This window comes from Glycomyces sp. NPDC046736 (assembly GCF_040645615.1).
Taxonomy (GTDB): domain Bacteria; phylum Actinomycetota; class Actinomycetes; order Mycobacteriales; family Micromonosporaceae; genus Glycomyces.
Genome location: NZ_JBEYYO010000022.1, coordinates 50,417 through 74,509, shown reverse-complemented (window position 1 = coordinate 74,509; position 24,093 = coordinate 50,417). Strand labels below are relative to the sequence as shown.

The following is a 24,093-nucleotide window of genomic DNA, read 5'->3' as shown; positions in this document are numbered from 1 at the left end:
CTATAGGATTTCAGTCGGAGCTGAAGGCGCTGTCGAAGGACGCCTCCGGCGGTTCGAAGTTCAGGTTGCGCACGAAGTCGACGGCCTCGGCCGCGCCCCGCAGGCGGTCCATCCCCGCGTCCTCCCACTCCACCGAGATCGGCCCGGCGTAGCCGATCGCGTTGAGCACCCGGAAGCAGTCCTCCCAGGGCACGTCGCCGTGGCCGGTCGAGACGAAGTCCCAGCCGCGCCGCGGGTCGCCCCAGGGCAGGTGGGAGCCGAGGCGGCCGCCTCGGCCGTCGAAGCGCTTGCGCGTGTCCTTGCAGTCCACGTGGTAGATCCGGTCGCGGAAGTCCCACAGGAACGCGGCCGGGTCGATGTCCTGCCACACCATGTGGCTCGGGTCCCAGTTGAGCCCGAACGCGGTCCGGTGCCCGACCGCCTCGAGCGCGCGCTGCGTCGACCAGTAGTCGTAGGCGATCTCGGAGGGGTGCACCTCGTGCGCGAAGCGGACCCCGACCTCGTCGAACACGTCGAGGATCGGGTTCCAGCGGTCGGCGAAGTCGTCGTAGCCGGCCTCGATCTGGGATTCGAGCACGGGCGGGAACATCGCCACGTACTTCCAGATCGCCGAGCCGGTGAAGCCCACCACGGTGTCGACGCCGAGGCGCGCGGCGGCCCGGGCGGTCGTCTTCATCTCCTCGGCGGCGCGCTGTCGCACGCCCTCGGGGTCGCCGTCGCCCCACACGTGCGAAGGCAGGATCGCCTCGTGGCGCTGGTCGATCGGGTCGTCGCAGACCGCTTGGCCCACAAGGTGGTTCGAGATCGCCCACAACCCGAGGCCGTGGGATTCGAGGAGGCCCTTGCGCTCGGCCACGTAGTCGTCGTCGGTCGCGGCGCGGCGCACGTCGAGGTGGTCGCCCCAGCAGGCGACCTCCAGCCCGTCGTAACCCCAGCTGGAGGCGAGGCGGCACACCTCCTCGAAGGGCAGGTCCGCCCACTGGCCGGTGAACAGCGTGATCGGTCTAGGCATCGAGACTCCTCAAGTAGGTCAGGCCGTCTACGGCGATCGCGTCCTGTGTCGGCGCGAGCGGTCGCCAGATCGAGGCCGCGGTGGCGATGGTGGCATTGTGCGCCGTGAACGACTCGATGACCAGAGGCCCGGCGTACCCGGTTTCGTCGAGGGCGGCCACGATCGCGGGCCAGTCGAGGTGGTCGCGGCCCGGAGCGCCCCGGTCGTTGGCGCTGACCTGGACGTGTCCGATGTGTCCCGCAGCGGACTTGATCGCCGCCGGGAGGTCGGTCTCCTCGATGTTCATGTGGTAGACGTCAAGGGCCAGTGCGCAACCGGGCAGACCGTCCAATGCGTCCAGTCCTTGTTCGACGGTGTTGACCAGGCTCGTCTCGTAGCGGTTCAGAGGTTCGACCGCTATGGTGACGCCGCGCTCGGCCGCGTACTCGGCCACCGGGAGCAGGTTCGCCCGCAGCTCCCGGCAGACGGCGGCCCGGTCGTCGATTCGCCAGGTGCGCCCCACCGACGCGTAGGCCGGACCGGCGATCACCGGCGAGCCCACGGCGACGGCCGCGTCCACCACGCGCCGCAGGTAGTCCTGGGTCCTGGCGACGGTCTCGGAGGGGGCCCCGACCAGTTCCCGGCCGGGGCCCATCACCAGGACCACCGTGGCGTCGAGCCCGAGCTCTTGCAGCAGCTCGGACGCGCGCTGAGGGTCCCAGTCGCCCGGCGCCTCGACCGGGAGCTCGATCACGTCGAACCCCCAGTCGCGCACGGACACCGCGAGCCGGGCCAGGGCCTCGTCGTCGAGCGGCGAGGCCCAGACCCAGGTGTTGACACCGAGCTTTCGGCTCAACGGTCCCGCCATGCGTCGGGGAAGCCCGGCAGGTCCTCGCCGCCGAACTTGGCGTAGTGCAGCGAAGGCATGTCGGCGTTGCGCTCCAAGTAGTCGGCGAGCTCGTCCTGCTCGATCGGGTCCTGCGGGAGCACCCATTCGGCCGGGACCTGCTCGCCCGCGAGGATCATCGTCGCGGCGATCACCGGGGTGCGCCACTGGAAGTTCGAGTACACGGGGGCGAAGCCGGTCATGCCGGTCTCCTCCCACTTGCGCATGAACGACAGCTCGTCCTCGCCCGACATCACCGGGTAGGGCTTGCCGGCGTCCTCGAACGCCTCGATCGCGGCCACGGCCCCGTCGCCGGCGTCCATCCAGATGCCGTCGACGTCGCCCCGCTGGAGGTACTGGGTCACGATGCTCTTGATCTCGGCGGCGTCGCCACCGGTGAACTCGTCGCCGAGGATCTCCAGCTCGGAGTCGCCGAAGATCTCCTTCGCCGCGGCCCAGCGGTTCTCCAGGACGTCCACGCCGGGCAGGATGCGCAGCGCGAGGACCTTCGAGCCCGGCTCCAGGTTGTCCACCAGGTGCTCGGCGGCGTCGGCGCCGAACGCGTAGCCGCCGATCGGGTGGATGAAGGTCACGGCGCAGTCGGTGTTGACGCCGCGGTCGAAGACGATCACCGGGATGCCCGAGGCGCACGCGGTCTCGACCGCGGGCGTGAGGGTCGCGGTGGTCGAAGGCGAGATGATGAGCGCGTCGCACTCGCCGGAGTCGACGAACGCCTGGATGTCGGAGATCTGCTGCTCGTCGTCGTCACCGGCGTCCGAGCTGCGGAACTCGCCGATGTCGCCCGATTCCTTGAGGACCTCCACCTGCTGCTGCATGGTGATCCAGCCGGTCACTCGCCACGGGTTGGAGATCGAGGCGTTCGAGAAGCACACGGTGGCGTCGCCGCCCTCGCGCGCGAACTCGGTCGTGTCGACCCATTCGGGCTCGATGGCCTGGAGCCACGGCGTGGCCGGGTCGCCTTCGGGCTCGATGTCGCGCTGGGCGAGCTGCTCGTCGTACTCGGCCTGGACGAACCACTCGTCGCCGGACTCTTCGGTGGTGGTCGTGTCGTCGTCGGGACTCTCGGTCGGGGTGTCGGTGGTGCAGCCGACCGCCAGCATCAGCCCGAGGGCTGTTGCCGACGCGGCGGCCAAACGGATGGTTCGCATGGTGCGGGACCTTCTTTTCATGAGGGAGTTGCGATTGCGGTGGCTTTGGGAACGGTCTTGCCGGGCCTGTGCCGCTGCCGGGCGGCGTAGGCGACGGCGGCGATGATGATGACGCCCTGGACGGTCGGCCGGACCGTCGAGGGCAGCGCCATCTGGTTGAACAGGATGAACAGGGCCTCGATGGTGAGGGCCCCGGCCATCGCGGCGACCACGGAGCCGCGGCCGCCGCCGAGGACCACGCCGCCGAGGACCACGGCGGTGATCACGGTGAACTCCATGCCTTCGCCCACTTGGGCGCTGACGCCCGCGTAGCCGCCGATGAGGATCCCGGCGACGGTCGCCGACACTCCTGAGAGGACGAAGGCCATGGTGCGGACGTAGTCGACCCGCCCGCCCGAGAGGGCCGCGGCCCGCTCGTTGTCGCCCGAGGCCATGAGGATGCGGCCGAACCGGGTGCGCATGAGCGCGATCGCCCCGGCCCCGAGGCCGATCATGATGAGCAGGGCCCACGGGATCTGCCCGAGCACCGGCACGTCCTCGATGCCCATGCGTCCGGCCTGGCGGAAGGACTCCGAGAGGCTGCCGGTCGGGGCCCCGCCGGTCCAGAGCTTGATGGCGCCGTAGAGCACCAGCAGCATCCCGAGTGTGGTGATGAACGACTGGACCTTGAGGACGGTCGTGATGAGACCGTTGACGAGTCCCACGGCCACACCGAAGGCGAGCATGATCAGCAGCACCGGGACGGTGCGCGACTCCTCGCCGTCGATGAGCCGGGCCGCGATCACCACTTGAGCACCGACGAGCGCGCCCACGGACAGGTCGAAGTTGCCCGAGACGATCACGAAGTACTGCCCGGCGGCGAGGATCACCAGCGGCGCGGCCTGCTTGAGGAAGGCCATGAACGAGGGGCCCTCGAAGAAGCCGCTGTTGGCGAAGAAGATGGCCACGAAGATGGCCGCGAGCAGGACGAAGACGGTGCCGGTGGGATTGGCGGCCCAGCGGAGCAGGGCGACGAGGTCGCCGCGGACGCGCGTCATGACGGCTTCACTTCCCGGGAGTCGCGGATGGTGTCGGGCGGGGTCGGTGCCGAGCCCGCGAGCTTGAAGCGGGGCCGGCGGGCGGTGCGGTCGAGTTGGCGGCGGGCGTAGATCGCCACGGCGGTGATGATCACCGCGCCGCGCAGCACGTCCTTGGCGAACGGGTCGATCTGCATCACGTTGAACACGGTGTCGAGCACGGCCAGGATCAGCACGCCCGCCACGGTTCCGGCCACGCCTCCCTTGCCGCCCAACAGGAGCGTGCCGCCGAGTACGACCGCGGCGATCGCGTCGAGCTCGTAGAGGTTGGTGTAGGCCTCGGCCGAGCCGGTGCCGAAGCGCGCGGCCAGGAGCAGCCCGGCGACCCCGGCGAACATGGCGCACAGGACGTGGGCGGCGACCAGGACGCGGCCGGTGCGGATGCCGGACATCCGCGCGACCTCGGTGTCGCCGCCGACGGCGTACATGTGGTGGCCGGTCCTCGTCGAGCGCAGGAACCAGATCGCGGCTGCGGCGAGCGCGAGCATCACCAGCGCCGAGACGGGGATGAACCCGATGCGGGTGTACCCGAACTGCTGGAACACGGCGGGCACGTCCCCGGCGGGGCCCTTGTACTGGGTGTCGAGGTAGCCCTTGATGATCAGGCCGGTGCCGAGGGTCGCGATGAACGGGTTGACCTTCAGGTAGGCCACGATGGTGCCGTTGGCGGCGCCGATGAGTCCCGAGACGAGCAGGACCGCGCCGACGGCGAGCGGGATGCGGCCCACGTCGCCGTCCATGGTGGTGGCCGCGACGAGGCTGGAGAGCGCGGCCGTGTAGCCCACCGAGAGGTCGAGCGAGCGGCACAGGATCACCAGGGTCATGCCGATGGCGAGGAACCCGGTGAGGCTGGTGCGGGTGAGCATGTCGACCAGGTTCGCGGTGCTGAAGAGGTTCTTGCCGCCCGCGGCGACGGCCACCGCGCCCACGGCGAGGACCCCGGCGAGCGCGAGGTAGATCAGGGCGGTGGTGTCGAGCCGCGGGGTGGCTCGCAGGAGGGGTTTCATGCGGGCCTTCTTCCGGTGGCGTACGCCATGACCTGCTGTTCGGTTGCGCCGCCGGGGAGTTCGCCGGAGATCTGGCCGTCGTGGAGGACCACGATGCGGTCGGCCAGGCCGATGACCTCGATGAGTTCGGAGGCGATGAGGACGACCGCGAGGCCTTCGGCGGCGAGTTCGCGGATGACCGAGTAGAGCTTGTGCTTGGCGCCGACGTCGATGCCGCGGGTGGGTTCGTCGAGGACGATCACGCCGGGTTCGGCGGCGAGCCATTTGGCGACGACGACCTTCTGCTGGTTGCCGCCGGAGAGGAACCGCACTTCCTGGTCCTCGCCGCGGGCGACGAGGTCGAGGCTGCTCAGGAGGCCTGAGATGCGGCCCAGTCGCTTGCGGGAGTGGGTGCGGCGGTTGCCGTCGAGGACCATGCGGGCGTTGGCCCGCACGGACTGTCCCAGGGCCAGGCCTTCGGCCTTGCGGTCCTCGGTGACCAGGGCGATCCCGGCGGCGATGGCCTTGCGGGGCCCGGTGATCCGGATCGGCTTGCCGTCGACTTCGAGGCTGCCGCGGGTGAAGGGGTTGATGCCGAAGAGCGCTTCGGCGATCTCGGTGCGGCCCGAGCCCTGGAGCCCGGCGAGGCCGACGATCTCTCCGGCGCGGACTTCGAGGTCGACGCCGTCGACGTAGTCGTTGCCGCCGCCGTCCACTTTGAGCCGGACCTCGCCGGTCTCGGTGCCGGGGAGGCGTTCGGGGAAGACCGCTTCGATGCGGCGGCCGACCATGAGGGTGACGAGGTCGTCGGGGGTGATCTCGGCGGTGTCGACGCTCGTGACGAGGCGGCCGTCCTTGAGGACGGTGATGCGGTCGCACAGGTCGAAGATCTCGCGGAGGCGGTGGGAGACGTAGAGGACCGCGACGCCGCGCTCTTGGAGGCGCCTGACGAGGCGGTAGAGCATCTCGACCTCGGCGTCGGCGAGGGCGGCGGTGGGCTCGTCCATGCAGATGAGGTCGGCCCCCTGGGAGAGGGCCTTGGCGATCTCGGTGATCTGCTGGTGGGCGACCGAGAGCGTGCCGACCTTGGCGGTGGGCGCGAGGTCGTCGACCCCGAGGTCGTCGAGGATCTCCTTGGTGCGCAGGGCCATCCGGCGGCGGTCCAGGAGGCCGCGGCGGCGCGGTTCGCGTCCGAGGTGGACGTTCTCGGCCACGGTGAGCTCGGGCAGGAGGTTGAATTCCTGGAAGACCGAGGCGATCCCGGCGTGCTGGGCCTGGAGCGGGTGGGTGAAGGAGACGGCGCGGCCGCCCAGCTCGACGGTGCCCGCGTCCGGGGCGTGGACGCCGGCGAGGATCTTCATCAAGGTGGACTTGCCGGCGCCGTTCTCCCCCACCAGCGCGTGGACTTCTCCGGGTTCGATGCGGAGGTCCACTGAGGAGAGCACCTGGACGCCGAGGAAGGCTTTCCCGATGCCCTGCATGTCGAGCAGTGGTTCAGTCATGGGGCACCTCGGTCCAGTCGCGGGTGCGGGCGGAGTCGGCGACGGCTTCGGCGAGGCGGGCGGCGCGCAGGCCGTCGGCGAAGACGGGGAGGCCGTCGGGGGTCTGGCCGCCGATGGCGGCGTGGGTGTCGGCCACGAACGCGTTGAAGCAGTCCTGGTAGCCCTGGGGGTGCCCGGCCGGGACGCGGGCGAGGCGGGCGGCGTCGGGGGCGAGGTGGTCGGGGTCCCTCATGAGGACTGCGCTGCGGTCGCGGCCGCCGACCCAGAGGGTCTCGGGCTGCTCCTGGTCGAAGGAGAGGGTTTCCTCGGTGCCGGAGATCTCCAAGAGGAGCCGGTTTTTGCGTCCGGCGGAAACTTGGCTGATGACGGTGCTCCCGACCATGCCTGCGGCGGTGGCGAACTGGAGCGTGACGATGTCCTCAGTGGAGACGTCGCGTCCTGAGCGGCGGCGGTTGGCGGTGGAGAGCTGGGCCGAGACGGCGGTGATGCGGTCGCCGGTGACGAATTCGAGGAGGTCGCACCAGTGGGAGCCGATGTCGCCGAAGGCGCGGAGCGCGCCGCCCTTGTCGGCGTCGACGCGCCAGTTGTCGTCGCCGGGACGCAGGAGCCAGTCCTGGAGGTAGGAGCCGTGCGCGAGGGTGAGGCGTCCGATCTGCCCGGCGGCGACGCGGGCGCGGGCCTCGCGGACCATCGGGTGGAAGCGGTAGACGAAGGGCACGGCGGCCACCACGCCCGCTTCGGCGGCGGCCTCGGTCATGGCGCGGGCGGTGGCCGCGTCGGTGGCGAGGGGCTTCTCGCACACGACGTGCTTCCCGGCCGCTATGGCGGCCAAGGCGATCGGGGCGTGGAGGTGGTTGGGGACGCAGACGTGGACCACGTCGGCGGCGTCGATGAGGTCGGCGAGGTCCTCGAAGACCGCTTCGGCGCGCAGCGAGGCGGCGGCTTCGAGCGCGCGTTCGGGGGTGGACCCGGCGATCCCGGCGACCGAGCCGCCGGCCACGGCGATGGCGTGGGAGTGCACCCGCCCCATGAAGCCGGTGCCGACGATGGCGGCCCGATAGGTCCGCGGCCGAGTGTCCGTGACGTAAGCCATACGAGAACCGTAGAGGAGACTTCTGTCGGAACACAAGCAAAAGTTGTTCATGTTATGAAACAGTTATGACATCAGGCCGTCGAAACCGGTGTGCTTCACTAGTGAAGTGACAGATGATTCGAGCTCGCGCCGCCGCGTGGCGCCCGCGCCGGGAGCCGGGACGCTGCTCCAGCTCCTGCGAGACGGCGTGCCCCGCACGCGATCCGAGCTCGCCGCGATCACCGGTCTCGCCCGCTCGACCGTCACCGGCCGGGTCGACGCCCTCCTGGCCGCCGGGCTCATCGCCCCCAGCGGGGAGACCGCCTCGACCGGCGGGCGGCCCCCGGCCACGTTCGCGTTCAACCCCGCCGCGCGCATCGTGATCGGCGCCGACCTCGGCGCGACCCACGCGCGGCTGGCCGTCACCGACCTCGCCGGGACGGTCCTGGCCGCATCCAATGCGGACATAGACATCGCGCTCGGCCCGAAGCCGGTGCTGGACTGGGTGGTCGAGGCGAGCCGCAAGATCCTCGACTCGGCCGAGCGGCCCCACGGCGACCTGCTCGGCATCGGCATCGGGCTGCCCGGGCCGGTCGAGCACTCCACCGGGCGCGCGGTCAATCCGCCGATCATGCCCGGCTGGGACGGCTTCGACGTGCCCGCCTACGTGAGCGAGCGCCTCGGCGTGCCGGTGCTGGTCGACAACGACGTGAACATCATGGCCCTCGGCGAGCACTTCACCGCCTGGCCCGAACACGAGCACCTGCTGTTCATCAAGGCCGCCACCGGGATCGGGTGCGGGATCATCGCCAGCGGCCAGGTCTACCGGGGCGCGCAAGGCGCGGCCGGGGACATGGGGCACATCCGCGTCGCCGGGGCCGACGACGCCCAATGCCGCTGCGGCAACACCGGGTGCCTCGAAGCGGTGGCCTCCGGCGCGGCGATCGCGGCCGCGCTCACCGCGCAGGGCACCCCCGCGCGCGGTTCGATCGACGTGGTCGAGCACGCCCGCGCCGGGTCCGTCCCGGCGCTGCAACTGATCCGCCAGGCGGGCAGGGACATCGGCGAGGTCCTGGCCGGGGCGGTGAACTTCTTCAACCCCTCGATCATCGTCATCGGGGGGTCCCTCGCGCTCGCGGGCGACCATCTCATCGCCGGGGTGCGCGAGGTGATCTACCAGCGGTCGCTGCCGCTGGCCACCGGGCACCTGCGCATCGCGGCGGCCCGCACCGGCGAGTCGAGCGGCGCGATCGGCGCGGGCGTCATGGTCATCGAGCACGCGCTCGACCCGTCCCGGCTCGACGGCCTGATCGCCGGCGAGGCCGCCTGACGGCCGCGGCCCCCGGTTTCCCAGGGGCCGCGACGCATCAGACCGTGTGGGTCAGGCGGGCCACGGTGTAGAGCGCCTCGGAGAGCGTCACCGGGTCGATCGACTCCGAGCCGCGGAACGTGATCTCGACGCGGTGGTCACCTTGATCGCCGTAGCCGGGATAGACCCCGGGAACGGTGTCGACGATCAGGAACGACTCGCCGGGCAGTTCGAGGTAGACCGCGTGGGTGCCCTTGTGGCCCTTGGGCTGTCCGTACTGCCAGCCGCGCTTCATCAGGCCCACGATCGCGCCGCCGCTGACCTTCTCGGCCTCGAACCGATGCAGGCGACCGGCGATGCGATCCTGTTCGGACAGTGTGAAGGCGGGGCGGGCGAGCTGGTCGAACGGTTGCAGGATCTCGTAGTCGGCGAACACGGTCGACCAGGCCTCGACCGCTTCGGAGCCGAGCGTGATCGGGTGGGCCAGGCGGATCTCGGCGCCTTCGGGCAGCTCGAACGGGTCGTCCTCGGCATCGGCGAGGGTGCGGTCCTCGGCGAGACGGAAACTCCGCGCCTGTCCATCCACAGTGGTCTCCCACACGAGACGGCTGGAGAGCTGCCAGACCAGCGGGTGGTCGACCACGAACCGCTGGAAGTCGGCCGCGCCCCAGGCTCGCCGGGCCGTCATGGCCGCTTCGAAGCGCTTGACCTGCTCGGCCGAGGTGGCCTTGACGTCCTTGCGGAGGGCCGCGAACCGCTCGTAGGAGCGCTGCGCGAGCTCCGGGTCGTCCTTCGCGGCGGGCTTCGGGGCGCTCGCGCGGCGCTTGCCCTTCTCGTCCAACAGGTACGGCTTCAAGCTCTCGTCGAACTTGATCGTGAACGAACGGGGACCGTAGTCGAGCACCATCGCCGCTTCAGCGCCGAGCCCGAAGTCCGGCACCAGGCGGTCGGCGAGTTCGTCCAAGGTCAGTTCGAGCCGCTCGGCGATGATCTCGATCTGGGCCGCGGCGGTCTTCTTGAGCGACTTGAACTTCGCGTTCCCGGCGATCGACTGCACCGCGCGCAGCGCGTCCTCGGTGCCGATGCGGCCGAGGATCTCAAGGCCCCGCACGGACTTGCGGCTCTGGCTGCGGCCGGGCCACTCGCGGATGAGCGCGGTCAGGCGCCGCACCGTGTCGTCGTCGGCGAAGCGCCGCAACTGGTCGAACGCCCAACCGTCCTTCGTGGGCGAACCCGAGGAGGTCCACAGCTCGAACAGGCCCCACGAGAAGGCCGTGAGCGAGTCGGGGTCGCACTCGGCCGCGAGCACGTCGACCCCCGCGTAGGGCCGCTCGGAGTCGTCCAAGGCCAAGGCGGTCAACAGGAGTCGCACCGCCGCGTCGGGCAGTGCCGCCGTTCGTCCCTTCAGGAGCACCTGCGGGAGCATCGCCGGGTCGGCCCACGCCGGAGGTTTGGGGACGCGGGGCACGCGCGGGTCGAGCGGGTCTGCGTCGAGTACCGCGTCCACGGCCGCGAGCGCGGCCTCCCCGTATGAGGCCGCGCCTTCGCGCACGAGTTCGCGGTGCTTGATCGCGAGGTGCCGCAACGCCGCTTCGGCCACCTGGCGGGGTCGGCCGGGCTTGCCGACGGCGTCGGGGACGAGCAGGGCCACGGCGTCGGTCGCGTGGCGCTGGAGCCAGGCCTGACCGGTGGCCCGGTCGACCCGAGAGCGGGCGACCCAGTCGGCGGCCATGCGGGCCACGTCGAGGTTCACGAACGGCAGCGTGTAGACCCGCAGCGAGGGCTTCTTCTTGATGAGCGCCAGGACCCGCGCGGCGGCCTCGTCGCCGAAGCGCGCGAGCAGCGCGCCGATCGTGGCCGGGTGATGGACGTAGGGGGAGACCGATCCGTCCCACAGCGCCAGCGCGGGCCGGGCCCGGGACTCGTCGGCGTAGGCGAGGAACTCGGGGAAGGCGTAGTGCTTCGGGTTCGGGTCGCCGGGCATGACCCGGTCCCAGGCGGCGTCGCGGCTGTACCAGTAGCCGTCGGGGAGCTCGCGCCACTCGTCCTGCTCGCCTGGGGCCCAGCGGAGTTCGTCGATGACCGGCGGGGTGAGGCCGGTGGGGCCCGCGACGGGCTTGGCGAAGCCGGTCCAGGGCGGGGTGGTGAAGGCCGCCGGGAGTTCGTCGGCCTCGGGGTGGTGGCGGGTGGAGGCCAGCAGTTCCTCCACGACGGCCGTCTCGGTCGCGTCGAGTTCCAACAGGCCGTTGGCCTTCGCGAATCCGGCGAGGCGGGCCTTGGCGTGGGCGGGGGCCGAGGCGGCGGTCTGGGCAAGGACGCGGAGGGTCCGGGCGGGGAAGCGCTTGGCGGCGGCCCGGGCGGCGATCATCGAATGCGGGTCGGCGAGGTCCCGCAGGAGGTAGCCGACCGCCTCGTCGGTGGGCAGCAGGCTCAGGGCCTCGTAGAGGCGGTCGCGGGTGTCGGCGGGCGGGCGGCTCTCGCCTTCGATGGTGCCCACCAGGATCGGGAACGCGTCGGTGCCGAGCGCGTCCACTACGAGCGGGACGCGGCTCGCGGGGTCGCCGTTGAGGTCCATGCGCTTGACATCGGCGAGTTCGAGGTGCTCGCGGGTGCGGGCGACGGCCCAGAACGGGTCGGAGCCGGCCTCGTGCCGCCAGTGGGTGCGCTGGATCGCGCAGGACTCGCGCACCCAGTCCTCCTGGTCGGGCATGAACATCGCAGACAGGAACTTGTACCCGTCGCTGCTCCTGCGGAGCGCGAGCGCGTCCCGCACCCGCAGGTACTCGGCTTCGGGCAGGCCCGCGAGCAGCGAGCGCATCGGCGCGGCCGTCTTCAACAGGTAGGCGAGGTGCGGGACCCAGGACCCGGTCACTTCGCGGATCGTGAGTCTCGCCTCGAAGCGCTGGCTCTTCGATCGCCAGTACACGTTGTGGGACAACAGTTCCAGGAACGCCTGGACGGCGAATTCGAGGCCGTGCTCGGTGATCCACGCGTCGCGGGCGGTCAGGTCGTCGAATTCCATGTTGCGGGGCATGACCTGCTTGAGGATCGCGAAGGTCAGGGCCGCGCCGAGCGGATCGGGTTTGCCTTCGGCCCAACCTACGACCGCGTCCTGGTGGTCGGAGCTCTCGATCAGGGCGGCGGCCGGTGCGTAGGCGTCGGCCCATTTCTCCATGAGGCCGCGGAGCCTTTGGGGCGCTTCGGGATCGATGGTCACCGGCTTCGGCGTGCCGGAGCCGCGGCGGTCGAGCAGATGCGTGCGCCAGGACTCGGGGAGTTCGAGGCGTTCGGGGGTGTCAGTCAGGTTCACGCGAACGAGCATAGGGAGGCCCTACGACATTCGCTCGGTGAGTGCCGTTCCACCACCTGGACTGGCGGGTGCGGCGGGCGGCGCGGGCTGGGATGCTTGCTGGCGGCGCGACCGACGCGCCCGAACGGAGGTTCCCATGACCGTCGCACTCGTGACCGGCGCGTCGCGCGGGCTCGGCGCGCACATCGCCCGGCGGTTGGCCGCCGACGGGTTCGCCGTGGCCGTGAACTACGCCGCGAGCCGGGACGGGGCCGAGCGGGTGGTCGGCGAGATCCGGGCGGCAGGCGGGGTGGCGGAGGCGTTCGGCGCGGACGTCACCGACGAGGCGGGCGTGGCGTCGCTCGCCGAGGAGGTCCGCTCCAGGCTCGGGCCGGTGGAAGTGCTGGTGTGCAACGCGACCGGGCCGCAGCCCGAGGCGCCCGTCGAGGACCTGGTGTGGCAGGACCATCTCGATCAGCTGGTGTTCTTCGTGAAGAGCCCCACACTGCTGGTGCAGGCGTTCCTGCCGGACATGCGCGCGGCCGGGGGCGGCCGGGTGGTGCAGATCGGCTCGGACGTGTTCGAGCGGTCGCTGCCGGGCATGTCGGCGTACACGGCCGCGAAGGGCGCGCAGTGGGGCCTGACCCGCACGTGGGCGAAGGAGCTCGGGCGGCACGGCATTACGGTGAACCTCGTCGCGCCCGGGTGGATCCCGGTGGAGCGGCACGGGGAGCTTTCGAGCGCGGACCTGGCCGGGTATTTGTCAGAGGTGCCGCTGGGGCGCATCGGGGAGCCCGGGGACGTGGCGGGGGCGGTGGCCTACCTCGTCTCGGGGGACGCGGCGTTCGTGACGGGGCAGCGGATCACCGTCAACGGCGGCCACAACATGGACTGAGCGGCATGCCGCTCCACAATGAACGAAGGATTCGGAATGACTGTGAGCCTGGCCCTGGACCTGGGCGGCACCAAAGTGGAGGCCGCTCTGGTGCGCGCCGACGGTTCGATCGTGGAGGGGACCCGCACGCGGGCGGCCACGGGCGCGGCGGCGGCCGCGGACCGCTCGGCGGCCGAGGCGGCCATCACCGCGGTCGTGGCCTCGTGCCTGGTGGCCCCGGAGTGGGACTCGGTGACGGCGGCGGGCATCGGCGCCGCGGGCCCGATCGACCTGCTCAAGGGCACGATCGCGCCGCACAACCTGCCTGCGCTGCAAGGGTTCCCGATCGCGGACTTCGTGCGGGACCTGACCGGCCTGGACCAGGTGATGCTGCGCCTGGACGGGACGTGCATCGCGCTGGCCGAGACCTGGCTCGGCGCGGCCCGAGGGGTGCGGAACGCGATGGTGATGGTGGTGTCCACCGGCGTCGGGGGCGGGATCGTCTCGGACGGGCGACTCGTGGCCGGCGCGAGCGGCAACGCGGGCCACATCGGACAGATCCTGGTCGAGAGCATCGACGGAGCCACCGCTGAGGCCACTGTGGAGGGCATCGCTTCGGGCCCGAACACGGTGGCGTGGGCGGTGTCGCAGGGCTGGACCGGTGAGACCGGTGAAGACCTGGCGCGGGACTACAAGGCCGGGGAACGGGTCGCGATCGAGGCGGTGCGGCGCTCGGCCCGCGCGGTCGGCCTCGGCCTGGTCAACGCGTCCACCCTGCTGGACTTGGAACTCGCGGTGATCGGCGGCGGGTTCGCGTCCGTGGCCGAGGACTACCCGGCGCTGGTCAAGGAGGCGATCGGCGCGAACGCGGTGAACCCGTACGCGACCGAGCTCGCCGTGGTCCGACCCGAACTGGGCGGCGACGCCCCGATCGTCGGCGCGGCGGCCCTGGTGCTGCGCCCGGACCTGTTGGGCTAGAAGCAAAAAGCGCCCCGGTCGGTGGTCCCGACCGGGGCGTTTCGCGTCAGACGCGGGTCCACTTCTGGTTGTCGCCGCCCCAGCAGCCGTAGAGCTGCACCGGGGCGCCGTTGGCGGCGCTGTAGACGTCCAGGCACGCACTGGAGTACCCGACGTTGCGGATCGTCCCGTCGGCGCCGAAGGTCCACTGCTGCGCGGTTGAGCCGTTGCACCCGGCGATCTGGGCTCTGGCCCCGTTCGCGCCCGAGGGCGCTTGGAGGCACTGGCCGAGCACTCGCAGCTCTTGCGTTGCGGTGTAGGTGAACTGCTGGTTGGGGCCCTCGTAGCAGCTGTAGAGCTGCACGCCGGTCCCGCTGGCGGTGGAGCCGCCGGGGACGTCGATGCACTTGGCGGCCGAGGCGCTGCGCAAGAGATCGGTGCCGGTCCCGCCGGGGTTCCCGGGGTTCCCGGAGCCGTCGGGGGCGACCGCCTGGCCGGTGGCCGGGGAGATCATCCCGGCGCACAGGCCCCGCGCACGCAGGTCGGCGGCGATCTGGGGAATCGCGTTGATCGTGTTCTGGTAGGCGTCGTGCATGAGGATCACGCCGCCGCTCTGGAGGTTCCGCGCCGCGGCCACGATCTGGGCGGTGCTGGCCCCGTTCCAGTCCTGTGAGTCCACAGTCCACAGGACTTCGGTGAGACCGTATTGGGCCTCAACGGATCTCAACGTCGCATTGGTCTCCCCGTAGGGCGGCCGGAACAGGTTCGGGGTGACCCCGGTGGCCGACTGGATCGCCTGCTGGGTGCTGGAGATCTCCTGCGCCATCTGCGCCTGGCTCAACTGGGTCATGTGCGGGTGCGACCACGAGTGGTTCCCGACCCACATCCCGGCGTCCACCTGCGCCCGGGCCAGCGCCGGATTGCTCTGCGCGGCCTGCCCGGTATTGAAGAACGTGGCCCGCAGCCCGTTCGAGGTCAAAGCGTTCAGCAGACTGGCGGTGGTCCCGCCGTTGGGCCCGTCGTCGAACGTCAGAGCGACGTACCCATTGCACTGCTGCGCCTGAGCCGGACTCGAAGCCACCCCCACAACACCCCCGAACGCCAGCGCCAACACGGACAACAACAAAACGAACGGCCTCATGCGATCACGCATGCGCCCTCCTCAAAAGCTCGACCGGCGGCCCATACCAGGCCACACCGGCAACCACGGCGCACCAACCACCGTCGACGAACTCCCCGAGCCCAAACCCGGTCGCCATGAGGGGATGACGAAAGAATGATGTCCCGTCCAACAAGAACACCCCGAATCATCCCCCCAAAACCCCTGCAACACAACGCCCCCACCCCCAAACTCCATCGACCCCCATCAATAAATCGCCAAACGGCCCACAAACGGTCCACCAACGGCCGCCAACCGGACAAGCCCCACCGACCCGGCGCTATAGTCGCCGGGTGCGCGCATCCGACACCGTCATCGCGGCGATCGACCGCCTATACGACACATTCGCTCCCGTGCAGCGACCCACCACGCTCGACGCCTGCTCGCACTGATGCGCTACTCGACACGTCCCTACGGCGCCAACGTACCGGCCCCCTCGACCTACGGGTCGCCCCGGACGCACGTACTCATCGACGGCGTTCCACTCGTCACGAGGTTGTTCGACCTCGGCGTGCCCGACACGCCGACACGTGTGCTCCACCGAGATCAGAGCCTGCGAGCTGGGACCGAACCGCACACGGTCTGGCTCCGGCGCCGTCTCCTGGAACTCCGCCCGCTCAACCCTGAGACTGCGCCTCACCCACCTCGGCCCCCCGCCCCGACCAATCCTCGCTCCACTGCTTCGACGGTTCCGACTACGCACCCGATGTCTACGATCTCGACCAGGGCCGATTCTCAGGTGGGTTTCCCGAGGACCCTCTACTTCGCGACATCCGCCTGCCCGGCAGCGACTTCGCGAAATCGCTGCGGCTCACCCGCCACGGCCAAGCCCTCCAGAACCGGGCCGACATCGAGCGACTCGCTTGAAATTGCCGCTCAGTAACCCTGTGGATGCTTGGACAGCCAGCCGCGGTGCCGGTCCCGCAGCGCGTCTCGGTCCGCGACCGACGGCGCGATGACGTCCATACCCCCGTCGTAGGGGTGGAACAGCCAGTGCGCCTCCGCGTCCGTGACAACTCCCCAAGGATCCCGGTCGTCGGCGACCCCGCGCAGCCACTCGTCGATCAATCCCCGCCGCCACTCGGATCGTTCCAAGAAGAGGTGGCCGTAGGTTGTACCGAATTCGGGATCCTCATCGCTCACGACTGTCCGCCACGGCGGCGGAAGCTCAGAGGATTCGAGCTCATCGTCGTACTTGACTTTCACGATGCAGACGCCACCGCCACTGAAAAGCTCGTCCAGGATGGTGTTGTAGCGGTCGAGGATGACGGCGTACTCGGACTCGTTCTCGGGGTATCGCTTCGACTCCGGCAGGCAGTGGAACCGCACCCAACGGTCGTTGAACCGCTCCTTCAGCTCATACGGGACCGCAAGCAGCTCCATCGGCCAGCGCCGCGTCCAGATCGCCTCGAACTTGTCATGCACAGGTCTCAGGTTAGCCACGGCACGCGCCGTCGCATCAGGCCGCACCGGTAGGGTCTTCGGCATGCGTTTGTTGGTGGCACGTTGCCAGGTTGATTACACGGGGCGGCTTTCCGCTCATTTGCCGATGGCGACGCGGTTGATCATCTGGAAGGCGGACGGGAGCGTGCTGGTGCACGCCGATGGGGGTTCGTACAAACCGTTGAACTGGATGACGCCGCCGTGCAGTGTGGTGGAGGGGGCCACGGAGTGGACCGTGACGTCGAAGAAGTCCGGGGACCAGTTGAAGATCACCATCGAGGAGGTCTTCCACGACTCCAGCCATGAGCTGGGGGTCGACCCGGGGTTGCAGAAGGACGGCGTCGAGGCGCACCTTCAGGAGCTGCTCGCGGCCGACACCGCGCCGCTGGGGAAGGGGTGGTCGTTGGTGCGCCGCGAGTACCCGACCGCGATCGGGCCGGTGGACCTGATGTGCCGCGACTCGGACGGCAAGCACGTGGCCGTCGAGATCAAGCGGCGCGGCGAGATCGACGGGGTCGAGCAGTTGACCCGGTACCTGGAGCTGCTCAACCGCGACCCGCTCCTGGCACCGGTCGACGGCGTGTTCGCCGCGCAGGCGATCAAGCCGCAGGCCAGGGTCCTGGCCGAGGACCGCGGCATCCGCTGCGTCGTGCTCGACTACGACGACCTCCGCGGCGCGGTCGACGAGAGCCAGCCGCGACTGTTCTAGAGCAAAACGTAAGGGCCGCAGCGAATCCGCTGCGGCCCTTACGCGTGCGCGATGATTACTCGCCGAGAATCTGGGCGCAGTCCGAGCTGCCGTACAGCACCGAGTTGGGGTCCTCGCACTCGGCCTTGGCGATGCCGAGGAGCACGAAGTAGATCGCGATGGCCGCGATGATCGTGAGCACACCGAGGATCAGACCGGTCAGACCGGTGCCCTTACCCTTGCCGCCGCGCGAGCCGGACTTGACGAGGGCGAGGATGCCGAAGATGACGGCGAGGACGCCGAGCGGAATCGCGGTGACCAGGTTGATCCCCGGAATCCACGAGAAGACGATGAGGCCGACGAGGCCGAGCACGAGCGCGGTGACACCGAAGCCGTTGCCCTGCTTGGCGGGAACGGGCTCGGGGGCGGGCGCCGGGGCGGGCGGGTAAGACACGGAGCACTCCTATGGGAATCGATGTACAGGTCAGTTCGGGCGGAACTGCGGCGAGTCTATGACACCGGCACCACTCCGCGCCATTCGACAATCGAAGCCGACTCGAACAGCACACTGCGGACCAGGATCGTCACACAACGTGTCCGGCCTATGTGCACGAAGCTATTCGATCCTCCGCAACCGCAGCACCGCCGAGTCCCAGTCCGCCTTCGCCCACCGCAGCGGCAGACCGAGCGCGTTCAACGTCGCGCCCCAATGGGTCTCGCCGGTGTCCTCGTCGATCCACCGCGAATCCGACGCGATCTGCGCGGGCCGCAGCGGCGGCACCGGCCGGTTGCAGTGCCACGGCGTCTTGAACGCCAGCACCGCGATCCGGTCGCCGAGCACGTACTGGACCCCGGTGAGCGTCTCGAGCTCAGGGTCGCCGAGCCGGTACTGCGTCCCGTGCTGCACCACCGGACGCAGCGCCTTGTACGCCTCGATGTGCGCCGCGGCCTCGTCCAGGTCGGCCTCGGACCACTCGGAGAGGTTCCCGCCCACGGCGAGCACCCCGGCGCTGGCGACCTGGAACCGGAACCGCAGCGAGGTCGTGCGGCTGTTGAGCCCGGTGGGCTCGTCGGTGACCCACGCGCCCATCGCGCGCGCCGGATACGCCTGGCTGAAACCGAACTGGATGTTGACGCGGTCCCCTGCGTCGGTGTTGTCCGAGGTCCACACCTGGTCGACGTACCGCAGGATGCCCGGGTCGACGCGGGCGCCGCCGCCCGCGCAGCCTTCGATGCGCACGTCCGGGTGCGCCTGGCGAAGCCGCCGTTTGAGCTCGTACACCGCTTCGACGTGCTCGAAGTACGCGCGGTCGGGATCGGCGTCTCCGGGGCGGCCGACCTCGGTGAAGGGCCGGTTGTGGTCCCACTTGACGAAGTCGACGTCGTTCTCACCGAGCAGCTTGTGCAGCCAGGTGTACGCCCATTCGGCGACTTCGGGCCGCCCGTAGTCGAGCACGAGCTGCGTGCGCAGCTCGCTGCGCTCGCGCCCGGCCTGGTGCAGGACCCAGTCGGGGTGGGCGCGATACAGATCCGAGTCGGGGTTGACCATCTCCGGCTCGACCCAGATCCCGAACTTCATGCCCGCCTTGTGGACGGCGTCGATGAGCGGCCCGAGGCCGCTGGGGAACCGGTCCGGGTTGGGGTCCCAGTCGCCGAGCCCGGCGTTGTCGGCCAGCCGCTTGCCGAACCAGCCGTCGTCGACCACGAACTGTTCGCAGCCGATCCGCGCCGCCAAGTCCACCAGCGGCAGCTGCTTCTCCTCGGAGACCTCGAAGAACACCGCCTCCCAGGAGTTGAACAGCACTGGAGCGTCCTCGTCGGCCGTGGGCAGCACGTGGCGCCTCAGGTGCTCGTGCCAAGCGCGCGAAGCCCCACCGAAGCCGTCAGTGCTCAGCAGCCCCGAGTACACCGGGGTCGTCCACCTCTCGCCGGGCCCAAGGGTCCACCGCAGGCCCTCCTGCCCGGCCCCGCCGGTCACGGTCACACGCCCTTGCGGGGATCGGCGCAGCTGCACCCGCCACGACCCCGACCAGGCGAGATTGGCCGAGTAGACGAGCCCGGCGGTCTCGGTGGCGGTGCCGTCGTCCAGCGCGATCCACGGATTGGCCTGGTGGCTCGTGTTGCCGCGGCGCGAACCGAGCACGGTCTCCCCCACCGGGAGCGGGACGCGGCGCAGCTGCCACTCGCCGGCCCATTCGCCCGAGAGGTGCGAGAGCCGGTAGTCGCCCCAATGCGGGAGCATCCAGGCCGCCGAATCCAAGCGCCCCAACTCGACCGGGCTCTCGGCCTCGAGCGAGACCCACCGGTCGAGCACCCCGGTGTCCCAGAGCCGGTAGTGCAGCGTCAATTCGAGGCCCCGGTCGCCGAACGCGATCGCGAGCTCGTCCCCCGAGGCGGTGAAATCGCGGTAGTGCCAGTCGAAGCCCTTCGCGCCGTCGGGGTGCCGCAACAGCATCGACGGGGTCGCGAACTGCGGCCCGAGCTCGCCGAGCAGCTCAGTGCCGGTGTGGAGCCGGTCGTCGAACGAGTACTCCTCGCGCCGCTCGACCGCCAGCGAGGCCGCCGCCCCGCCTGGAATCGCAGGGCCCCAGTACAACTGGCGCGGCGAGCCGTTCTGGAGACCGACGACGTAGGAGACGCCGGCCCCGGCGAGGTGCCACGATTGAGCGGCTTCGTCGAAGCGGATGGGCATGAGGGCTCCCTCTCGATGTGGATCGGCTCCAGTCTGCACGGCCGCACACTCCACGGCAAGCGGTGTCCGTCCCAATTGCGGGCGATTGTTGACACCGGATTCACCTCGCCGTCACAACCGAAGGCCCGCCGCAGGGGTGAACGAGCACGTGGGAGCGGCGTGCAAGACTAATGGCATGCTTCACGCGGTGGTCCCCGCGGGCGGTTCCGGAACCCGGCTCTGGCCCCTGTCTCGCGCGCAACGACCCAAGTTCCTGCTGCCCCTCACCGGCACGGACGCCTCGCTGCTGCAATCGACCGTGGAACGGGTCCGGCTCCTGTCCGACCCCAGCCGGATCTACGTGGTCACCGGCGCCGCCCACGCCGTCGACGTGGCCAGGCAGCTCCCCGACGTGCCCGGCGACAACATCCTCGTCGAACCCTCCCCCCGCGACTCCGCCGCCGCGATCAGCCTCGCCGCCGCCGTCATCGCCGAACGCGAACCCAAGGCCCTCATGGGCTCCTTCGCCGCCGACCACCTCGTGCAGGACGGCGAGGCCTTCGCCAAGACCGTCGAACGCGCGATGGAACTGGCCGCGACCGGCCTGCTCATGACCATCGGCATCAACCCCACCGGCCCCGACACCGGCTACGGCTACCTCCGCCTCGGCGCGCCCGTCGGCCCCGGCTACCAGCTCGAAGCGTTCGTGGAGAAACCCGACCAGGTCTCGGCGGTCGAATACGTCTCGGCCGGAAACCACCTGTGGAACGCCGGCATGTTCGTGTGGCGCGTCGACGCGTTCCTCGCCGAACTCGCCCGCCACCGACCCGCCCTCCACACCGCCGTGCGCACCCTCGCCGCGGCCTGGGACTCCACCGGCCGCGAAGCCCTGTTCTCGCAGCTGTGGCCCACCCTGGAGAAGATCTCGATCGACTACGCCGTCATGGAACCGGCCGCCGCCGCGGGCAAGGTCGGCGTCGTGCCCGGCGACTTCGACTGGCACGACGTGGGCGACTACAACACCCTCGGCCAGGTCCTCAAGGCCGCCGACCGCGTCGGCAACGTCGTGGTCGAGACCCGCGGCTCGGGCGAAGCGCTCCTGACCGAGTCCAAACGCAACGTCGTGGTCCCCGCCGGAGGCCGCCTCGTGGCCGCCGTCGGCGTCGACGACATGATCATCGTCGACACCCCCGACGCGCTCCTCGTATGCCCCCGCGACCGGGCGCAAGAGGTCAAGTCCCTGGTCGCCGAACTCAAGCAGGCGAACCGAACCGATCTGGTCTAATTGCGGCCATGCAGCTCTCGTCACGCGGGCGTACGGCCGTCGCGACCGTCCTCCTCACCTCCGCCGTCGTCGTCATCGCGGTCGCGGTGTCCCAGTGGCTCTTCGGAGCCGGACTCGACGCCCGCGACGACACCCTCCGCCGCGCCGCCGGCATCGGCTACTCCGACGAGGCCCGGCGCACCCTCTTCTCGGTCCTCCCGGTCGTACTCCCCGCCCTCGCGGCACTGATCGCACCCGACACCCGCCCCGGAAGAGTGATAACCAGACTGACCCGTCTCGTTTACGTCGCCTATCTCGTTATCGGAGTGCTGCTGACGATGTCGGCGGCAAGGTACGGATTCGACGAGGCGCGGCAATTGGCCGAGGAGGGACAGGTATTCATCGACGCCCGTTTCGCAGTGGAACGACTGCTGCTCGACGCGGTGTGGTTGGCGCTGGCCGTCATCGGTCTCATCGCCACTCGATGGATCGCGACGCGCGAACGAACCTCCACTCGGGAGCCTGTCAAGTTAAGTCCCCCACAAGCGTGAGTCTGAGGGGTCCTTCCATCAATCAGATCACAGTGCGCTATCGTCTGATCTCGAACCGTTATCGAATAGCGATGAAGACTCATCGTCCATAGAGATGAGCACGGCGGTGCGGCCCCATCTTCAGGCCGCCCGCGGGCACCGGAATTCCATGCAGGACTGCACCACGCAGCGGGCGACCAGTACGTCCGCAGCCGGGCCGTACGCGTTTCAGGGGAGGGGACGCGTCCAGCCGCAGCACTCATGCCGTTGCCTCGCAAGTGATTGCAAGGGGGGAGCACCGGTTCGACCGGTGCGCGAATGAGGAGGCGGACGTATATGGACGGCCGTGACTACTTGGCCGACCTGTTGGGTAACGTTCCGGAGTGGCAGGCTCGCGCACTGTGCGCGCAGACCGATCCGGAGGCGTTCTTCCCCGAAAAAGGGGGGTCCACGCGGGATGCGAAACGCATCTGCGCGAGGTGCGAGGTCAAAGAGAACTGTCTGAACTACGCGCTCGACCACGACGAGCGGTTCGGGATCTGGGGCGGGCTCTCCGAGCGCGAGCGCCGCAAGATCAAGCGCCAGGCCCGTGAAGCGGCGCGACGCCGCAGCGAGCGCCTGCCGGTGGTGGTGTGCCTGCCGACCCCGATGATCAACCCCGCGCTGACCGCGGAGACCGTCTTCGCGGCCGAACAGCGCCACGCCGAGCCGGTCCTGGTGGGCGCGGGCCTCGGCGGCCGGGTCAACCTGATGGACGAACTGGTCGGCGCCCGCCTCGGCGAGCCGCTGAACGGCGAACTGATCGAAGAACCCGCGGCATCCGAGCGCATTCCGGTGGCCGCCTAGCGAACAGAGGCATGAGAGGGCGGGACACCGGCGTCCCGCCTTTTCGCGCCCAGCGACCGGCACTCGCACATTCCGGCCGACCGGTTCGCGACCGCCGGTGAAGCCGCCCCGCAGGCGACCCGCCGCGCGAGCCGGCTCCACCCGTCCACACCTCGCTTCCGCACACGCGCCCGCTCCGCGCGTTCACGCCCCGCTTCCGCGCAAGCGAATCCCCACACCGGAAACATGAAAGCGGATATTTCCGATTTGTCCCCCCAGGGGGACCCCTTGTTTTAACTCTACGCCGTGGGTACGACACTCCTTGTGACGCGAGCGAGCCTCAGGTCTCCAGGTCTTCCGGAGGCAGGTTCAGCAGCGAGGCGAGTTGTTCGGCCAGGACCGAGCGGACCAAGGCCTCGGTCTCGGCCTTGTCGTGAGCGCGCAGCTCGATCGGTCTGCGGTACAACACGATCCGCGGCGCGGCCGCGGTCGTGCCCGGTTGGGCCGGGTACATGCGCGAGAGCGGCACACCCTGGTACTCGATGACCTCGGCGTCGTAGTTCTTCGGCTCCGGCGGGACCTCGTCGACCGCGAACTCGATGTGGCGCAGGTCGGTGAACTTCGAGCCGAGGGTCTCGGCCAGGCGCCGCTCGATCGCGACCACCGATCCCATGACCAGCGCGTCGAACTCCTCGACCGGGGTGCGCCGCAGCGGCAGCGTCCGGGGCGCCAGCGGCCCCCGCATCCCCCGTCCGTGTCGATCTCTGCGCATGGGGCCACCTTAGCGTCCGGGACCGACCGAAACGGGCCCCGCGAGGCCCCGCGCCGCGAATCCTCATCGGAGCACAGCTCAGCGTCGCCGACTTCATCACCGCGAGTGGTAGTTTCGTGGGGTGAGGTCGGATCGGCGTTGCTCCCGGAACGGCTGCCGCCAGCCTGCGGTGGCCACTTTGACATATATCTACTCGGATTCGACCGCTGTGGTCGGCCCGCTCTCGACGAATCGGGAGCCCCACAGCTATGACCTGTGTGATGCGCACGCCCGGCGCCTCACCGTGCCCCACGGCTGGGAACTGGTCCGCCATCAGGGCGACTACGCCGTGCCCATGCCCACCGACGACGACCTCGTCGCCCTGGCCAACGCCGTGCGTGAAGCAGCGGTCGGCGAGCGGCACGAGGGCGAGCCGGGCACGCTCACCGACCACTCCCGCGAAGAGGACGCCGCGACGCTCGCGAGCCGCCGCCTGGCCGCCGAGGCCGAGCCGTCGCAGCGCGGGGGCCAGCGCCCCGCCGCGCCGCAGTTCGGTGCCCGGCGTCACCTCCGGGTCGTGTCCGGCGATGAGGACGCGCAGCGCTAGTCTCGTCACGGGAAGCGGTGTCGCGGCGGCCAGACCGCCGCGGT

Annotated in this window: 20 protein-coding genes and 1 pseudogene; 8 read left to right on the top strand and 13 right to left on the bottom strand. The window is 70.1% G+C overall.

Annotation, left to right across the window (positions count from 1 at the left end):
* Window positions 1-10: 10 nt before the first annotated feature.
* The 7 genes from AB0B28_RS19765 to AB0B28_RS19735 are packed head-to-tail and all read right to left on the bottom strand — an operon-like array spanning window position 11 to window position 7,703.
* Complete coding sequence (locus AB0B28_RS19765) at window positions 11-1,012, bottom strand: sugar phosphate isomerase/epimerase family protein (protein ID WP_360123367.1); 1,002 nt, start codon at window positions 1,010-1,012, stop codon at window positions 11-13.
* Window positions 1,005-1,847, bottom strand: coding sequence for a sugar phosphate isomerase/epimerase family protein (locus AB0B28_RS19760; RefSeq protein WP_360123364.1), 843 nt, complete (start codon window positions 1,845-1,847; stop codon window positions 1,005-1,007). Before AB0B28_RS19760 ends, AB0B28_RS19765 begins: the two co-directional genes overlap by 8 nt.
* Window positions 1,844-3,046, bottom strand: a complete 1,203-nt coding sequence (locus tag AB0B28_RS19755) for a substrate-binding domain-containing protein (RefSeq protein WP_360123361.1) — start codon at window positions 3,044-3,046, stop codon at window positions 1,844-1,846. The genes AB0B28_RS19760 and AB0B28_RS19755 overlap by 4 nt, the downstream gene beginning before the upstream one ends.
* A gap of 17 nt (window positions 3,047-3,063) precedes the next feature.
* Entirely contained in the window at window positions 3,064-4,083 is a 1,020-nt protein-coding gene (locus tag AB0B28_RS19750; protein WP_360123358.1) for an ABC transporter permease, read from the bottom strand.
* Window positions 4,080-5,129 (bottom strand): ABC transporter permease, encoded by a 1,050-nt coding sequence (locus AB0B28_RS19745; protein WP_360123355.1) that lies wholly within the window; start codon window positions 5,127-5,129, stop codon window positions 4,080-4,082. Before AB0B28_RS19745 ends, AB0B28_RS19750 begins: the two co-directional genes overlap by 4 nt.
* Window positions 5,126-6,610 carry a sugar ABC transporter ATP-binding protein gene (locus AB0B28_RS19740; protein WP_360123352.1) on the bottom strand — a complete coding sequence of 495 codons (1,485 nt, stop codon included), beginning with the start codon at window positions 6,608-6,610 and terminating at the stop codon, window positions 5,126-5,128. The genes AB0B28_RS19745 and AB0B28_RS19740 overlap by 4 nt, the downstream gene beginning before the upstream one ends.
* Window positions 6,603-7,703 carry a Gfo/Idh/MocA family oxidoreductase gene (locus AB0B28_RS19735; RefSeq protein ID WP_360123349.1) on the bottom strand — a complete coding sequence of 367 codons (1,101 nt, stop codon included), beginning with the start codon at window positions 7,701-7,703 and terminating at the stop codon, window positions 6,603-6,605. The genes AB0B28_RS19740 and AB0B28_RS19735 overlap by 8 nt, the downstream gene beginning before the upstream one ends.
* Before the next feature lie 106 nt (window positions 7,704-7,809).
* On the opposite strand from AB0B28_RS19735, the gene AB0B28_RS19730 reads away from it, so the two are divergent.
* On the top strand, window positions 7,810-9,012 hold the full coding sequence (locus tag AB0B28_RS19730; protein ID WP_360123346.1) for an ROK family transcriptional regulator: 1,203 nt from the start codon (window positions 7,810-7,812) through the stop codon (window positions 9,010-9,012).
* A gap of 37 nt (window positions 9,013-9,049) precedes the next feature.
* Here AB0B28_RS19730 and AB0B28_RS19725 read toward each other — a convergent pair whose 3' ends face one another.
* Complete coding sequence (locus tag AB0B28_RS19725; protein WP_360123343.1) at window positions 9,050-12,301, bottom strand: DUF4132 domain-containing protein; 3,252 nt, start codon at window positions 12,299-12,301, stop codon at window positions 9,050-9,052.
* 136 nt (window positions 12,302-12,437) lie between these two features.
* Here AB0B28_RS19725 and AB0B28_RS19720 point away from each other — a divergent pair, with 136 nt between their 5' ends.
* Window positions 12,438-13,175 (top strand): SDR family oxidoreductase, encoded by a 738-nt coding sequence (locus tag AB0B28_RS19720; protein ID WP_360123340.1) that lies wholly within the window; start codon window positions 12,438-12,440, stop codon window positions 13,173-13,175.
* 36 nt (window positions 13,176-13,211) lie between these two features.
* Complete coding sequence (locus tag AB0B28_RS19715) at window positions 13,212-14,132, top strand: ROK family protein (RefSeq protein WP_360123337.1); 921 nt, start codon at window positions 13,212-13,214, stop codon at window positions 14,130-14,132.
* 46 nt (window positions 14,133-14,178) lie between these two features.
* Here AB0B28_RS19715 and AB0B28_RS19710 read toward each other — a convergent pair whose 3' ends face one another.
* Both AB0B28_RS19710 and AB0B28_RS19705 read right to left on the bottom strand, forming a co-directional pair.
* Entirely contained in the window at window positions 14,179-15,264 is a 1,086-nt protein-coding gene (locus AB0B28_RS19710; RefSeq protein ID WP_360123334.1) for a polysaccharide deacetylase family protein, read from the bottom strand.
* 882 nt (window positions 15,265-16,146) lie between these two features.
* Entirely contained in the window at window positions 16,147-16,695 is a 549-nt protein-coding gene (locus AB0B28_RS19705) for a hypothetical protein (RefSeq protein WP_360123331.1), read from the bottom strand.
* A gap of 61 nt (window positions 16,696-16,756) precedes the next feature.
* Here AB0B28_RS19705 and nucS point away from each other — a divergent pair, with 61 nt between their 5' ends.
* Window positions 16,757-17,422: an endonuclease NucS gene (nucS, locus tag AB0B28_RS19700; RefSeq protein ID WP_360123329.1), complete on the top strand. Its 666-nt coding sequence runs from the start codon at window positions 16,757-16,759 to the stop codon at window positions 17,420-17,422.
* A 55-nt stretch (window positions 17,423-17,477) separates the two neighbouring features.
* Here nucS and AB0B28_RS19695 read toward each other — a convergent pair whose 3' ends face one another.
* Together AB0B28_RS19695 and AB0B28_RS19690 are read right to left on the bottom strand one after the other, a co-directional pair.
* Window positions 17,478-17,855: a hypothetical protein gene (locus AB0B28_RS19695; protein ID WP_360123327.1), complete on the bottom strand. Its 378-nt coding sequence runs from the start codon at window positions 17,853-17,855 to the stop codon at window positions 17,478-17,480.
* A gap of 162 nt (window positions 17,856-18,017) precedes the next feature.
* Entirely contained in the window at window positions 18,018-20,093 is a 2,076-nt protein-coding gene (locus AB0B28_RS19690) for an alpha-galactosidase (protein WP_360123325.1), read from the bottom strand.
* A gap of 175 nt (window positions 20,094-20,268) precedes the next feature.
* Between AB0B28_RS19690 and AB0B28_RS19685 the strand changes: the two genes are divergently transcribed.
* The 3 genes and pseudogenes from AB0B28_RS19685 to AB0B28_RS19675 all read left to right on the top strand — a co-directional run.
* On the top strand, window positions 20,269-21,357 hold the full coding sequence (locus tag AB0B28_RS19685; protein ID WP_360123322.1) for a sugar phosphate nucleotidyltransferase: 1,089 nt from the start codon (window positions 20,269-20,271) through the stop codon (window positions 21,355-21,357).
* A gap of 8 nt (window positions 21,358-21,365) precedes the next feature.
* Window positions 21,366-21,887: a hypothetical protein gene (locus tag AB0B28_RS19680; protein ID WP_360123319.1), complete on the top strand. Its 522-nt coding sequence runs from the start codon at window positions 21,366-21,368 to the stop codon at window positions 21,885-21,887.
* Window positions 21,888-22,202: 315 nt separating this feature from the next.
* Window positions 22,203-22,454 (top strand): annotated as a pseudogene (locus AB0B28_RS19675) (WhiB family transcriptional regulator); the annotation flags it as partial.
* 577 nt (window positions 22,455-23,031) lie between these two features.
* Here the strand turns inward: AB0B28_RS19675 and AB0B28_RS19670 are convergent.
* Window positions 23,032-23,463: a metallopeptidase family protein gene (locus AB0B28_RS19670; protein ID WP_360123316.1), complete on the bottom strand. Its 432-nt coding sequence runs from the start codon at window positions 23,461-23,463 to the stop codon at window positions 23,032-23,034.
* Window positions 23,464-23,584: 121 nt separating this feature from the next.
* On the opposite strand from AB0B28_RS19670, the gene AB0B28_RS19665 reads away from it, so the two are divergent.
* Window positions 23,585-24,049, top strand: coding sequence for a DUF3499 domain-containing protein (locus AB0B28_RS19665; protein WP_360123314.1), 465 nt, complete (start codon window positions 23,585-23,587; stop codon window positions 24,047-24,049).
* Window positions 24,050-24,093 lie beyond the last annotated feature (44 nt).